A 14,850-nucleotide genomic window follows, 5' to 3' on the forward strand; every position below is an offset into this window, starting at 1 on the left:
GAAGCGATGAATTTTAGAATTTCATTTTCGGAAAAATTTGAACCAAAAACACCTATTTTTTCGACGGTAGGTTTTCCTTCTGTAATCGTTCCTGTTTTATCTACGATAAGGGTATTCACCTTGTCCATTTTCTCCAGCGCTTCAGCATTTTTTATTAATACCCCGTTTTGCGCTCCTTTGCCAACCCCTACCATTATAGACATTGGCGTAGCCAATCCTAATGCACAGGGACACGCAATAATAAGCACTGCAATGGCATTGACCAAGGCATACACATAAGCTGGATTTGGTCCCCATATCGCCCAAACTGCAAAAGTAATTAAGGAAATTAGAACCACTACTGGAACAAAATAACCGGAAACCGTATCAGCCAATTTCTGAATAGGCGCGCGACTGCGACTCGCATCATTTACCATATGTATAATCTGGGAAAGTAAGGTGTCGCTACCCACTTTTTCGGCTTTCATCAAGAAAGATTGATTGCCATTTATGGTTCCACTCCTTACCTTATCATTTTCAGCTTTATCAACTGGAATAGGCTCTCCCGAGATCATAGATTCATCTACAGTTGTATTTCCTTCCGTAATTACGCCATCCACGGGAATTTTATCGCCCGGTTTAACTCTTAGGATATCCTCTTTTTCAATCTGGTCAATAGAAACTTCTTTTTCGTTACCGTCTACCACTCGCACCGCTTTATTAGGTGCCAATTTTAATAATTCCTTGACTGCGGAATTGGTTTTACTATGTGCACGGGCTTCCAATACTTGTCCCATTAATACTAATGTGAGGATTACGGTAGCAGCTTCAAAATAAACGTGTACTGCGTCAGAATCCGTTTTAAATTGTTCGGGGAAGAAATCTGGAAAGAACATCCCGAATACACTGAAAAGCCACGCGACGCCCGCCCCTATGCCAATAAGCGTAAACATATTCAAATTCCACGTTTTGATACTGCGGTAAGCGCGTTCAAAAAACATCCACGTAGCATAGAATACTACAGGGATGGATAAACCAAACTGAACCCAGTTCCACCATTTCTGTTCCATCAAATCGTACAATGGATTATTTGGAATCATTTCGCTCATTGCCATTAAGAAAATGGGCAATGTAAAACCCAGTGCTATCCAGAATTTTTTAAGCAGTTTTTTGTAGGTCTTTTCTTCAGAAGAAAGATCTGGTTTCATCGGGACGAGATCCATCCCACAAATAGGACAGGCACCCGCTTCGTCCTTTACGATTTCAGGGTGCATCGGGCAGGTCCATTGATCACCTGAAGTAGCAAATAAATTTTGTTCTTCGACCAAATCCATCCCACATACTGGACAATCACCCGGTTTGTCATAGGTCTTATCATCCTCGCAATGCATTGGGCAATAGAACGCGCCCGTTCCTTTGCCTTTTGGCTTTTCAATCTTTTCCTTGGTAGGTTCAGGACGCTGACCTGCTTTGTAAATAGTATAACCGCCACCATCTTTCTTTAGGATATCCTGAAATTTCTCTATTGATATTTCAGATTTCATATCAACAACCGCCTCGGCTTTTTCCAAGCTTACAGATACGTTTACAACATCATTTACTTTGGAAAGTGTATCTTCTACGTGCGACCTACAACCATTGCAGGTCATTCCATTTATCGGATAGGTGCGCGTCTTTATACCATTGGCTTTAACTGGATGTATATGGTATTTGCTTTTCTTTTTTTGTACCGCTTCTTCAAATTTATCTATTGAGATGTGGTTTTGCATTTCAATGGTTGCAGTTGATGCATCTAAGTCTATATCAACATCGATAACATCTCGAACATCGCACAAGGCTGATTTAACGTTTCTCATACAACCCTTACAGGTCATTCCTTCAATTTGATATGTATGTTTCATCTTAAAAACTATTTAATGTTAAGCTGAACAAGTTATGCAGCTTTCAAGGTGGAAGCTTTGATAATTCAGGTTAATTCTTATACAATTCTATCCAGCGTCCTACGATTCCATTTTTGTAGTTTCCTGTATTGGGTCATCGACATCCCCGTCATATTTTTAAATTGTTTTGCGAGATGGCTTCCACTATTATAATCCAAGGAATATGCTATTTCAGCAAAAGTCTTATTGCCCATTTGCAATAGTTCTTTTGTTTTTTCTACTTTCAGTTTTATTAGATATTTTTCGACTGTAATTCCTGTTGAAGCACTGAAAGACTTGCTAATGACAGAGTAATCAACATTGAGTTCATTGGAAAGGAAAGTGGACGTCTTTTCGTTTAAGCCTTGGAGGCTTTCGACTTTCTTTATCAAAGCTGTTTTGACATTCTCTACTAGAACGGAAGTTTTACTATCAATAACTTCAAATCCATTACGTTCTGCTATCTCTTTTAAAACACTTTGACTAACTGACGCTTCATCCATAACAATCAATTCGCCCAATTCAATAGATAAAATATCTATTCCTGCTTGCTTTAATTCTTGTTTTAGGACCGTTTTGCAACGGTCGCAAACCATATTTTTCAGTTTAACCTTCATAATTATTGAATAAAAAATTTAACGATCAGCCCGCCCGCAATCCAGATATAACTGATAAAAGCGGCATACTTTAAAATGTTTTCGAGCAATTGGCTTTTTGGGGCCATTTCACCCATTTTGCTGTCCACATCCTTCTTTTTGAAAAAGCCCAGATAAATCAAGTATCCTGATATAATCAGAAAAGCAAGATTTAGGTAAAAGGTATAGTTGATCTTGAAATATTCGCTATCCTGAACCTGTACCTGTGATGGATCTGGTAACAGGCTCATCAGGTCAAAAGAATAGTGCAAAATAAGTGAGGCTCCAATTAACGAAGTGAACAGTAAGAAGAGAATAAATAATGACATTTTCCAACCATAGTATTTAGCATTGATCCTTAAAATTGGAAAAACGACCAGATCACTGAAAATAAAGGCCATTACCCCAGCAAAACTGACTCCTTTCCCGAAGAGCAAAGCAGCCAATGGAATATTGCCCATAGACCCTATAAACGTAACAAATGCTGCAACGGGGCCCACTATAATGTGTTCCAGAATTTCAAAAAAAGAAAAGTCCGTATTTCCCTGACCGCTCCCAATAAAGAGGGTCTGAAACCACGCATCAGGTACAAATGCCGCAACAATACCGGCAATGGTAAAGCCCACGGTTACATCTTTCCAGACCATTTGCCATTCCATCTTATATTTCTTGCCCACTTTTGCCCAAGAATCTTCTTTTTGCATCTGCTTTTTCCAATCCTTGGAGTCGTCCATTCCTGAATCTCCATCCTCTTTTTCAAGATTTTTTCTTGCCTTGTCAATAAGCTTTTTGGGATTGATGAGCCGTATTAAAATCCAGCTGATCCCTATCAATAAAATTCCCCCGGCGTATTCGCCCACTACGAACTGCCATCCCAAAAAGATGGAAATGATAATCCCCAATTCAATGACAAGATTTGTCGAAGCCAACAAGAAGGCTATGGATGAAATAAAACTAGCCCCCTTTTTGAAAAGGGATTTTGTGGATGCAAGTGCTGCAAAGCTGCACGAACTACTTATAAACCCGAAAAAAGTGCCCAGCAATACACCCTTGGATTCTGCACCGCCCATTGTTTTTTGCATCCGTTTTTCGGTCACGAAAATCTGGATCATACTACTGATGATATAGCCCAATACGAATGCCCACAAGGCCATCCAGAAAAATCCGGTGGTGGTATATGCGGCTTCGCCCCATTGTTTTAAAAAGTCGTTCATATATTATTTTATTTTAAGGATTCTAATAAATGCAAAATTGAAAATAAGAGTTAATGTGAATGTCCACCGTGACCTTCTTCAGATTCATTACCTATGAACTGTCCTTGTGGACCGACACCTTCTATATAAACCAGTTGAGCACCATAATGTCCGGCCCATCCTACGGAATAACCAGAAAAAGCAAGCACCACGAATACTAAAATCTCAAACCACCTCCTTTGTTTAAACCAGAAAAGGCTAACAAGTTTGAGAACGGCACCTGCGGCACTTGACCACATTGCCCACATAGCATACTTGTCGTGCTGTTCCAATACCTTTTTTGCAGCTTCTGTAAGTCCTTCGGTGTGTGGATGTACAAATGTCCCAGCGACATAAGCCCCTATAAATCCTGCTCCTACCGTTAGCAGGACAACCCAATCCATCGTCCGGTTCATTGTAAAAAGTTGTATCAATTGCAATACAACAGCCAATAGCAATAGTGCTATGGGGAAATGAACAACCAAGGGGTGCAGGTTTGGAAATTCATCTAAATCGGCTTTGGGATCGGTTTGTAAATTTGGTACAGAACCACTTTTTTCATAGGCTGCAACAGATTTCTTATTTGAGATTTCAGTTGCGCCACTATCTATAAGTGAATTATTTGCAGCAAAGGCGTTTGAAAAGTTTCCAAAAAAGACCAACACCAATACGGTAAAAAATAGTTGTTTCGTTTTCATTTCTATGGTTTTTAAATTAGTTTCCAGTTAATTGGAGCCACAAAGCCCCTATAATTATAATGGCTATAATTCCATAAATGATATAGTTGAACCACTTTCTAAAGCCACCTTTCTTTTGTTCTTTTTCATTTCCTGTTTTGCAACAATTTTTCATCGGCTTTCTTTTTTGTGCCTGTCAAGGGAAGGGGTTTTTTAAACTAACCAAATTAAGAATACCCTTCCCTTACAGGACTTTATCATTATACCCTAAAAAGGAAAGTTCTAACTAACCAATCAATGAAAAAATTTCTTTCCTTTCTTCGGGTATAACTTTATTTTTCAATAACCACTTAAATTTTAGATGTTATAGATTATTTTTAAGTTGGGTCATATATTTTATAATTTCCTTTTTCTCCGATTCTGAAAATTTCGCATCCCTATGAATTAAGGTATAGGAATCTAAAGGCATTTCATCATCTTCAATCTGACTGATAATCGAACGTAGTTTGCTGTTTTTTCTTCGGTCTGAATAATTGCCCCATTCGTTAAAATTCAATTCGTCTTTACCTTCTTTAATATGGTCTTCGAGAAACCAAGCAGCCGGTTGTATTCTATTGTACCAGGGATATTTGGTGTTATTGCTATGGCAATCATAACAAGATACCTCTATCTTATTTTGAATCACAGGAGGGACATTATTGACCCTCATAAAATCGGAAACATACACGGCTTCGTTTTGATTGCGGTCTGTGGGGAAAAATTGAATCCCCACAAATGCAATCAATAAAATCCACGCTATGGTTTTAAAGACCTTCAATTAGTTGATCTCTTTCTGTACTTTTCCACATCCCGGCATTTTGCTGCCCATATATGGGTTTTTAATTTCTTCAGTGGTGCTCAACCATTGAGCCCCTTTATTATCGTTGTACATCGGGCAAAAATCCTGATATAATTTTTGATCAGTTCCCGTTATGGCAACCATATCGATCACATCCTTGCTCAATAAGTCGAAATGCTCCCTTTGATGCTCAATAGGACTGTCCGAGATATGTTCAGCATTCTCCTTGGCATCTTCAATAATATCGGTAAGTTCTTTTTGTTCTTGAGAAGTGTAACTGCTTTTGTCAAACTTTTTAAAATCGGTAAATAACATTCCACCGGCCTTTGCAGCATCTTCTTGGTTATCTGCAACCAAAGCATTTTTGATTTTCAGGTAATTATCTAAAATTGCAGATGAACCTTCTTTACTTGAATTATCTGCCATCATTTCAGATGCTGCATCTTCTTGATGCATCTCATTGGACATTGGTTCTGTAGCCCCTTCTTTTTTTCCATCCTTACAGGACATTGCCGTTAGGGTTGCCAATGTCATCGTTAGGATACCTAGTGTCATTCTTACGTTTCTCATTTTGATATTGATTTTAATTATTATTTGTTTTGAAATTATTCTTCTATTGAAGCGCAATCAAACGATTTTGCCCTCAGTTTAAATTAATAGTGAATCTTCCCCTAATTTAAGGGGAAGATTACTAATTGGTATTAGCTTAAATAAGCTTCACAGGCCTCTGCGCATTTTTTACACGCTTCTGCACAATCCTTACAATGCTGGGCATCGTGGTTTGCACATTCATCAGCACATTTTTTACAGGTTTTATGGCAGTATTCCACCATTTCCTTGGCATCTGAATAATTTGCGGCAAGTAGTTTTGCCGTTGCACTACATACTTCTGCACAGGCTCTGTCAGTTTTTATGCAATCTACCATCATTTTGATGTCATCTTCGCCCAGACAAGCATCTGCACAATAATTACAATGAGCAACACAGTTGTTCAATGCTTCAATCAATTTTGAATTTTTCATAGTTTCTATATTTAAATTAATAATCGGTTACTTTGTTGAAAATCACATCCCCAATTTGTTATTGTCCTTGGGTTTTCTATTATTGGTATTTGTGGGATTAATTGTTTCTTTGCGTTCTATATATTCTTCCTTGGTAATTTCGCCTTTGGCGTACCGTTCATCCAGTATTTTCAGGGCATCTTTCCGCTTTTTCAGCTTTTTATTTTTTCTCCCAGAATAGATAAAAACACCGAGTATTATCACGCCTATTAAAATCAACCAGTCCCACTCGTACATCATAACATTGCTTTTTAAAATCTCGCGGAAAGCCCCCCTCCAACACCGAAGCGGTTATCATAACTCCCCATTAAGGAAAAGTTTCTTCCCAAAATATATTCAAGGCCCACCTGCCAAGTGGTTTCTTTTTCATAATCCCTACCGGGTTCAAAATCATTGACCCATCCAAAATCAGCTTGATATTCATATTCCCCATAAAGTAGGACGTGGGGGAAGATCATCGTCGCTTTAGAAAAGCTGATCTGTGGCCGTAGCTCACTGTCTATCCTAAGATCGGCATTGATAAGCAGCGGCATTAAATACCGGATTCCCCCTATGGCCGTGGTATTGATCTTATCCAAACTGTCATCGAGCTCGTTTTCAACATTCACACCACCAAAGACCCGAAAATAATCGTTAAGATAACGCTCATAGGTCGCCTCGACTTCCATATTTTTGTTCCAACCATATTCGCCCCTAAAGGTGAACTGGTTCCTGATATTGGTCGCGGTGGCATAGAGTTCGGTCATATGGCTTGCAGCGGTCAATTCGCCCCAGGTAAACATATGGTCGGCTTCATTGGTCAGCTTGGTAAGGGGATAACCTTTCAAGCGTTTATCGCGGGGGCCGTCATAACTAAACACTCGGGCCATACCAGCATTCAGGTGGTACAGGATATGGCAATGGAAAAACCAATCTCCTGTTTCGTTCGCATCGAACTCAATGACCACTTTCTGCATAGGGGCAACATCTACCGTATGCTTTAATGGAGAATACTCACCATTTTTGTTCAGCACCCTAAAAAAGTGTCCGTGAAGGTGCATAGGGTGGTGCATCATCGTCAGGTTATTTAGCGTGATACGGACTACTTCCCCCTGTTTGATCTTGATTTTATCGGTCTCTGAAAGTGGTACACCGTTGATGCTCCATACGTATCGGTTCATATTCCCGGTCAGGTTAAAAAGCATTTCCTTGACGGGTTTATCACCTTCAAAAGTGGTTTTTACGGGCGATTTTAAATAATCATAATTGAACTGCGGGTTTCCACCAGTCTTCATATTATCACCAATAACCTTGTCAGCTGGAACAACATAGCCCATTTTCATCTCGTCCATATCCTTGGTGCTATCCATTTTCATTCCTTCCTTTTTCATCTCCATTTTGGAATGATCCATTTGAGACATCTTGGTTGAATCCTTTTTCATTCCATTCATTTTATCCTTTTTCATTTTGTCTTTCATATCCATATTCTCATCCTTCATAGACATTCCATTCATTTTCATCTCGTCATCGCCATCCTTCATATTCATATTGCCCATCTTCATTCCACCCATATCCATACTGTACTTCTTCATATATTTAATGGAATCATTTTTTGAAGGGTTAAATTTTGAAGCCGGTGCACCCATTTTCATATCCATAGCCATCATCCGTTTCATATTTTCAATAAGATCAGGTTTGGGTACGACCGGGGCTTTTAGCACAGGGCCTTGACCTAAATATGCAGTTGCAAAACCAGAGCCGTCCTGTGCCATTGCTCTAATTTCCAACTTATCACTTTGGGGCACGGTAACAATAAAATCATAAGTCTCGGCTACCGCGATAAGAGTTTTATTATGCTTTACGGGTACAACGTCCTTACCATCTGCCGAAACCAACATCGGGTCTTGGCCCCCAAAAGTCAACCAGAAGTAAGAAGCTGCCGAAGCATTTACAAACCGCAAGCGTACCTTTTCTCCGGGTTTGAAATCTGGATATTCCTGTTTGGTAGCTCCGTTTATAAAAAAGTTTTCATAGAAATTATCGGAAATGGCAAAATCGGGCATCCGTTGCCAAATCATTTTTAACTTGGCACCGACTGCTTTTTTCTTTATGATCTTATCCCAACTTTGGATCTGTCCTTTTTTTATCAGATACCATTCATTGCCCCGTTTTAGGTTTTTAAGCTGGGAAGCTGGGTCTTCATCCATCCAGTCAGAAAGTACAAGCACCAAATCTTTATCATAGTCCAAGGTTTTTTCCTTTGGGTTGATCTGGATGGAACCATAAACACCGCGCTGTTCTTGTAAACCAGTGTGGGAGTGATACCAATATGTACCGGTCTGTTTGATGGCAAATTTGTACTGAAACGTTTCCCCGGGCCGTATGGGGGGAGTGGAAAGATAAGGCACACCATCATAAAAATTCGGCAATATCATTCCGTGCCAATGAACCGATGTTTCCTCGTCCATATTATTGGTTACGTTTATAACCGCAAATTCCCCTTCGGTAAATACCAAATTAGGTCCTGGGATACCGCCATTAATGGTCATCGCTTTTACATCCTTGCCCGTAAAATTCACGGTTTCGTAATCGATGGTGAGGTTATACTCGTGTACCGGCCAATTATCTACATTTTCTTCCGAGCCGTTTGCCGTCTGAGCCTGAGAAAGCAGGGTAGATAGCATTACAAAACAAATTGTTACTAATTTTTTCATTGAATTGTTAGGTTTTTGGATTAAAATTATTGTTTAGTTTAAAATTATTGTTTAATAATTATGGTTTATACTTATATAATTTGGTCTAATGAACTCCTAAAATTCTTTTCCATAGTTTTATATTCTGTGAGGCTCATCCCTGTTTCAGTTTTAAATTGATTGCTCAAATGTGTGAGGTTACTGTAATTTAACAGTTGACTTATTTCCGTAAAGTTGAGCTCCTTGTAGTGTATAAGCTCCTTGGCTTTTTCAATCTTCAGTTTGATGAAATATTTCTCTATGGTTATTTTTTCGTTATAGGAGAATATTTTGCTTATTTTGGAATATTCGTGGTACATTTCATTTGACAGTATTTCTGAAAGTTTCTCATTGGTTGATAAAGGCAGGTTATTTAAAAGGTTGATCAGTATGAGCTTCGCCTGCTCAACCAGTTTAAAGTTCTCCCCATCGATAATGTAAAACCCATTCGATTCTACCACTGTCTGTATGGTTTGTTTATCTTTTTTGGATTGAATATCGGCTGTTATTTCCCCCAGTTTTATATCCAAAACCTTAATGTTTTCGTCTGTCAGTTCGGTCTTTAAAACCTTGATGCACCGGTCGCAGACCATATTTTTTATGTAAATTGTTGTTTCCATTTTTAGTTGGTTAAATAATTAATAATGGCCGATTGCACGTAATACATCTTAACCGACTCAATTTGGCTCATCTGAAATTTCAATTGCAGTTCCTGAATATCAAGCACATCGTTAAAATCTATCGTTCCCGTTTCATAGTTCTTGATCAGGATATCTTCGGCATCATTTGCTTGTTTCAGGTTTTCTAATTGGGTGTCGTAGCTTATCCTTGCTGAATTCCGGTTTTGGATCGCCTGGGCAAAAAGGGTCTTCAATTTGTTTAAACGGTCTTGTTTTTGAGCCGTTATCTCTTGCTGCCTCAACTCGTTTTGTTTGGTAAGTGAGCTGTATTTGTTGTTGAATATGGGAATGGATACGGACACCATTGGCATTAATATATCTTTTCCGTTGTCGCTGAAATTCATCGCTGGGCGTTCGGCAACGGGTATATAATCCAGTCCCACACCTATGTTGGGCATACTCTCTTTTTGATTGAGTGCTTCTGACTGTGATATCGATTCAAATAACTTGTCATACTTTAAAATCTCTGGATGAAGTTTTAAGTCTTCGGAAGAAAAATCAGCTTTTTCCAAAGGAACGATCATCGTATCAACTACCGATATTGGAGCTTTCTCTGCCTTGTTTAGCAGGTTGTTAAACTGGACTTTTTCGGCAAGAAAATCTTCCACCAAAATATCCTTTTCCTTTTCCAGTTCATTTTGCCTGATCTGCAATCGCAGCACATCTACCGCTGAGGCCTTTCCAACTTCAACCGACGTAAGGGCCAAACGCTCGTATGTTTTGAGCAATTGGATGTTTTCGTCCAAAACTTCCTGTTTGGCGGTAATGGCATAAAGCTGATAGTAGGATTGTGAAACAGAAAGTGACAATTTTCTTTTCGCAATGGCAATCTCCACGTATTCTGCATCGGCCATTGAAGATGCGTAATTTTCCCTTGCGGTTATTGTACCGAACCAGGGCAGCATCTGCTTGACCGAAAAACGGGCACGTTGCGCACCGGTACGGGTTTCGGGTTCGCTAACAAAGTAGCCCACCCCAAACTCAGTATCCGGCAAGGTGATTACTTCGTTTACTTTTTCTTCTGCAATGTTATAGCGCAGCTCGTAAGACTGGATTTCGGGATTATTTGCTTCTGCTTCTTGAATGTAGGATTTCAGTTGCTGCCCTTTGGCGATTATCCCTATCAAACAAAAACCTAAAGTCAAAACAACATTATGTCGGTTCAATTTTCTCATTACGCGATATTTTTAGGATTGGAGTTGTTTTTCAGCATCTTTTTCCGCTTCCGCGAAAGGGCAGCTTCTTTTTTCCAACTGAACAAAACAGGCACAATAAAGTAAGAAGTAACGTCGATGATCATCCCCCCAAAACTGGGTATTGCCATAGGTATCATAATATCACTTCCCCGGCCGGTGGAGGTCAGAACGGGCAACAGGGCAAGTATGGTGGTCGCCGTGGTCATCAAGCAGGGGCGGATACGTTTTTGGGCGGCGAACAACGCAGATTCCCGAATGGACGCTTTGTCCATTGGGTCATTTTTATCAAATGTCTGGGTGAGGTAAGTCGCCATAACCACCCCATCATCAGTGGCAATACCGAACAGGGCAATAAAACCTACCCATACGGCAACACTTAAATTGATGGTTTTCATATTGAAAAGATCCCGGAGGTTCTCCCCAAAGAAGTTGAAATTGAAGAACCAGTCCTGCCCATACAGCCAGATCATTATAAATCCACCCGCGAAAGCGACCGCAATCCCAGTAAAAACCATTAAAGAAGTCGATACTGAACGGAACTGAAAATAAAGGATTAAAAAGATAATGATGAGTGCAAGCGGAACGACTATCGATAAGGTTTTTTCGGCTCGTATCTGGTTTTCATAAGTTCCCGTAAATTTGTAATTGATCCCTTTTGGGACGGTAAGTTCACCGGTATCGATTTTCTGTTGGATAAGTGCCTGGGCATTTTCCACTACATTGGTTTCTGCAAAGCCATCGAGTTTATCAAAGAGGACATAACCAACCAAGAATGTATCTTCACTTTTAATGACCTGAGGCCCTTTTTCGTAACGGATGTCCACCAATTCCCCAAGGGGGACCGGGTTTCCATTTTCCACGGGTACATAAATATCTTTTATTTCATTAGCGTTTCCGCGAAGTTCCCTTGGGTATCGCACGCGAACGCCATAACGTTCACGGCCTTCAACGGTTTGCGTTAAAGGCATTCCACCCACGGCAACTTGAAGAACCTGTTGTACATCTTCAATGGAAATGCCGTAACGGGCAAGCCGTTCCCTTTTTATATCGATCAATAGATAGGGCTTACCAACGATACGGTCCGCAAAAACAGCTTCCTTTTTTACACCTTTCGCCTGTTTTAAAATATCTTCCAATTTTAAACCGAAGGCTTCAATCTGTTTCAGATCCTGACCTTTGACCTTTATACCCATTGGTGCCCTCATCCCAGTCTGTAACATTACCAGACGGGTTTCGATAGGTTGCAATTTAGGAGCGGAAGTGACCCCGGGAAGTTTGGTGACCTTTATGATCTCGTTCCAGATGTCATCGGGGGATTGTATTTTTGGACGCCAGTTTCGGTAGAATTCCCCGTCTTCATCCGGTATAAGGTTTCCTGTGTTAATAAGGAACGGATCTTCAATTTTAGCGTTTTTGTAGTTTTCCGAATTGGTAACCTCATTGTTGGGATTGGTCACCAAACCGCCATCTTTCAGTATAAAAAACCCATCTTCGTTCACTTTGTAACGCTGGGGTTTTCCATCGGAATCCTCCATATATTCCGATTTATACTGTATAATATTTTCATACATCGACAGGGGAGCGGGATCCAATGCCGATTCCGTACGGCCCGATTTTCCAACTACGGTCTTTATTTCGGGAATTCCCGCCACGGCCATATCCAGTTGCTGTAATACCCGCTTGTTTTCCGCTACACCGGCGTGTGGCAGCGATGTGGGCATTAGCAAGAATGAACCTTCGTTGAGCGAGGGCATAAATTCCTTACCAATATTTGTCATTATTAAAACGCCCAAGACGAAAACGGTGGTAGGGATGCAAAGAAATAACACTTTATTGCGCAAAGCCCATTTCAAAATGCTGGAATAATAATGTTTAAGTACCCAGAATGCACCCAAAAGACCAAAACAGATAATCCCCACAAAAAGAAGGTTGATCATAATGCTTCGGTCAAAGCCCAAGGGTCGCCAGTATTCTGCCAAAAGAAATATGATGGCGATTGCGGAAATAATCATATTGACGATGTTCGCACGCTTTTCAGGAAGCCACAGTCTGTCCGAAACCCTTGATGCAATTTTTTCATCTTTTAAAAGACCCACAATTCCGAAGGCAATCAAAATAAGGCCCAACCAATATCCAAAAACTATCACGGTGATCCCCAAAAAAATCAATACTACGTTGATGATATGCGCGGTCGTTTTTCGGATGCTTTTTCTTCGGAACAGGAATGCGGCAAATGGCGGAATAAGGAATAAAGCAACAATAAGAGATGCTGTTAATGCCATTGTTTTGGTAAAAGCCAATGGGCGGAACAACTTTCCTTCCGCACCTATCATCGTAAATACGGGAATAAAACTGATGATTGTGGTCAGTACCGCAGTGATAATTGCCCCTGAAACTTCAGCAGTAGCATTATAGACGAGCGTGTTGATGGGCTGTCTGATTTCCCCTTGTTGAACCCGTTTATCTTCTTCGTCTAAATACCTGATAATATTTTCACAGAGGATTACCCCGACATCCACCATTGTCCCAATGGCAATGGCAATTCCCGATAGGGCCACGATATTGGCATCCACATTAAAAAATTTCATCGCAATGAACACCATCAACACCGCGACTGGAAGTAAACCTGAAATAAGTAACGATGCCCTTAAATTGAAGACCATCACAATGATTACAAGAATCGTTATTAATATTTCAAGTGTCAGGGCTTCATCGAGCGTACCCAATGTTTCGTTAATAAGCTCTGTTCTATCGTAAAAGGGAACGATGGTCAATTGGGAAGTCCGGCCATCTTTCAATTTCTTGGTAGGCAATCCTGAACTCAGTTCTTTTATTTTGCCCTTTACGTTGTTAATGACCTCCATCGGGTTTGCCCCGTTTCGGGCCACTACAACACCACCTACCACTTCGGCGCCTTCCTTGTCCAAAATCCCACGACGTGGGGCAGGCCCTAAATGCACGTGAGCAATATCTTTGACGCGTATTGAAGTATAATCTTCGGAAGTAACAACTGCATTTTCAATATCCCCTACCGATTTCACATAGCCCAAACCGCGCACCAGATATTCAGCTTGGTTTATTTCAAGGGTTTGTGCACCAATATCCTTGTTGCTCTCTTTTATTGCGGTTACAACATCTCCTAGACCGATGTTGTACTGCCGCATTTTTTCGGGGTCTACATCTATTTGATATTCCTTTTGAAAACCGCCAATGGAAGCCACTTCGGAGACCCCGCTTGCGGAAGAAAGGGCGTATTTCACGTAATAATCCTGAATACTGCGCAGTTCCTGTAAATCCCATCCCCCGGTTACATTTCCGTCTTTATCACGGCCTTCCAAAGTGTACCAGTAAATCTGACCCAATCCGGTCGCATCTGGACCCAAACTTGGGTTTACGCCATCAGGCAAAAGACCATTGGGCAGGGAATTCAATTTTTCAAGAATGCGGCTTCGGCTCCAATAAAATTCAACATCTTCATCAAAAATAATATAGATGCTTGAAAATCCGAACATTGAAGAACTACGGATGGTCTTTACCCCCGGAATACCCAATAACGCGGTGGTAAGCGGATAACTTATCTGATCTTCAATATCCTGTGGGGAACGGCCTTCCCATTTAGTGAATACGATTTGCTGGTTTTCCCCAATATCGGGGATTGCATCTACCGCAACTGGATCTGTGGGAAGAAAACCGGTGTCCCAATTAAATGGGGCATTAACGATGCCCCAGCCCACAAAAATCGTGAGCATAAGTACAGCGATAAGTTTATTTTCTATGAGGAATTTTATACCCTTATTTAACATAGGTATTGATAATTAAACAGTTATACATTGAATAAAATCCTGATCGTATCAGAAAATTAAACACAACAAAATGAGCCCAAAATGGTAGAAACCATAGGGCTAATTTTCCCGATAATTAT

12 protein-coding genes are annotated in these 14,850 nt (G+C 40.3%); all 12 read right to left on the reverse strand.

The genetic code is table 11. The features are described 5' to 3' along the window. Positions 1-1,880: HAD-IC family P-type ATPase (locus tag RM529_RS13040; protein WP_311485219.1), on the reverse strand; the 1,880-nt coding region annotated here is incomplete at its 3' end. 77 nt (positions 1,881-1,957) lie between these two features. Beyond that, complete coding sequence (locus RM529_RS13045; RefSeq protein ID WP_311485220.1) at positions 1,958-2,515, reverse strand: helix-turn-helix domain-containing protein; 558 nt, start codon at positions 2,513-2,515, stop codon at positions 1,958-1,960. Between the two features lie 2 nt (positions 2,516-2,517). Continuing rightward, positions 2,518-3,747 (reverse strand): permease, encoded by a 1,230-nt coding sequence (locus RM529_RS13050; RefSeq protein ID WP_311485221.1) that lies wholly within the window; start codon positions 3,745-3,747, stop codon positions 2,518-2,520. A 50-nt stretch (positions 3,748-3,797) separates the two neighbouring features. Then, positions 3,798-4,463: a DUF2231 domain-containing protein gene (locus RM529_RS13055; protein WP_311485222.1), complete on the reverse strand. Its 666-nt coding sequence runs from the start codon at positions 4,461-4,463 to the stop codon at positions 3,798-3,800. 343 nt (positions 4,464-4,806) lie between these two features. Further along, the gene (locus RM529_RS13060; RefSeq protein ID WP_311485223.1) at positions 4,807-5,259 is read right to left on the reverse strand and encodes a heme-binding domain-containing protein; all 453 of its coding nucleotides are present in this window, start codon (positions 5,257-5,259) and stop codon (positions 4,807-4,809) included. Beyond that, on the reverse strand, positions 5,260-5,850 hold the full coding sequence (locus RM529_RS13065; RefSeq protein WP_311485224.1) for a DUF3347 domain-containing protein: 591 nt from the start codon (positions 5,848-5,850) through the stop codon (positions 5,260-5,262). Between the two features lie 131 nt (positions 5,851-5,981). Then, positions 5,982-6,302 carry a four-helix bundle copper-binding protein gene (locus RM529_RS13070; protein WP_311485225.1) on the reverse strand — a complete coding sequence of 107 codons (321 nt, stop codon included), beginning with the start codon at positions 6,300-6,302 and terminating at the stop codon, positions 5,982-5,984. A gap of 42 nt (positions 6,303-6,344) precedes the next feature. After that, positions 6,345-6,581 (reverse strand): SHOCT domain-containing protein, encoded by a 237-nt coding sequence (locus tag RM529_RS13075; protein ID WP_311485226.1) that lies wholly within the window; start codon positions 6,579-6,581, stop codon positions 6,345-6,347. Between the two features lie 11 nt (positions 6,582-6,592). Continuing rightward, positions 6,593-9,034 (reverse strand): multicopper oxidase domain-containing protein, encoded by a 2,442-nt coding sequence (locus tag RM529_RS13080; RefSeq protein ID WP_311485227.1) that lies wholly within the window; start codon positions 9,032-9,034, stop codon positions 6,593-6,595. A gap of 71 nt (positions 9,035-9,105) precedes the next feature. Next, positions 9,106-9,672: a helix-turn-helix domain-containing protein gene (locus RM529_RS13085; protein WP_311485228.1), complete on the reverse strand. Its 567-nt coding sequence runs from the start codon at positions 9,670-9,672 to the stop codon at positions 9,106-9,108. 2 nt (positions 9,673-9,674) lie between these two features. Then, the gene (locus RM529_RS13090) at positions 9,675-10,907 is read right to left on the reverse strand and encodes a TolC family protein (protein ID WP_311485229.1); all 1,233 of its coding nucleotides are present in this window, start codon (positions 10,905-10,907) and stop codon (positions 9,675-9,677) included. Beyond that, positions 10,907-14,731, reverse strand: coding sequence for an efflux RND transporter permease subunit (locus RM529_RS13095; RefSeq protein WP_311485230.1), 3,825 nt, complete (start codon positions 14,729-14,731; stop codon positions 10,907-10,909). Before RM529_RS13095 ends, RM529_RS13090 begins: the two co-directional genes overlap by 1 nt. Positions 14,732-14,850 lie beyond the last annotated feature (119 nt).

This window comes from Autumnicola edwardsiae (assembly GCF_031846505.1).
GTDB classification, from domain to species: Bacteria; Bacteroidota; Bacteroidia; order Flavobacteriales; family Flavobacteriaceae; genus Autumnicola; species Autumnicola edwardsiae.